Source organism: Synechococcus sp. W60.3, assembly GCF_047502615.1.
Classification (GTDB): Bacteria; Cyanobacteriota; Cyanobacteriia; order Thermostichales; family Thermostichaceae; genus Thermostichus.
In genome coordinates this window covers 19986-20570 of record NZ_JANSHJ010000038.1, presented here as the reverse complement: position 1 = coordinate 20570, position 585 = coordinate 19986, and the positions used below count along the sequence as shown (strand labels likewise).

Sequence of the window (585 nt, the reverse complement as noted above, 5' to 3'; positions counted from 1 at the left end):
CATGTCCATCAGCTCGGCAGCGGTGGAGTTGGCTCTGCAAGAGCAGGGATCCCTCTCTCAGGGCAAAGTTACCGTGGTGGGGGCGGGGAGAATGGCCCGTCTGTTGGTGCAGCACCTGTTGGCCAAAGGGGCAGTCGATATCACGGTGGTCAACCGCTCCCTGGAGCGGGCCGAAGCCCTGGCCAAGCAATTCGAGCAGCCGATCCAGGTGTTGCCCTGGGAGTCGCTGCTGAGCAGCGTGGCCGAGTCCAACTTGGTCTTCACCAGCACCGGTGCCACCCAGCCGATCCTCACCTACCAGCAACTGGCAGGGGTGCTGCAGCCAGATCAGCCGCTGTTGTTGGTGGATATCTCTGTGCCCCGCAACATCGATCCCGACGTGGAAAAGCTGAAGGGGGTACAGGTGTTCAATGTGGATCACCTCTCCCGCGTCGTGGAAGAAAACCGCGCCCAACGGCAAAAGCTGGCTCTGGCTGCCGAAGCCCTGGTGGAAGAAGAGGTGGATCAATTCATGGAGTGGTGGCGTTCTCTGGAGACGGTGCCCACCATTTCCAGCCTGCGCCACAAGGTGGAGTCCATCCGCGA

1 protein-coding gene is annotated in these 585 nt (G+C 61.4%); it reads left to right on the top strand.

Annotated elements, in window-relative coordinates:
- A partial coding sequence (locus NW846_RS11145; RefSeq protein ID WP_414516016.1) for an NAD(P)-binding domain-containing protein occupies positions 1-585 on the top strand: 585 nt, incomplete at both ends.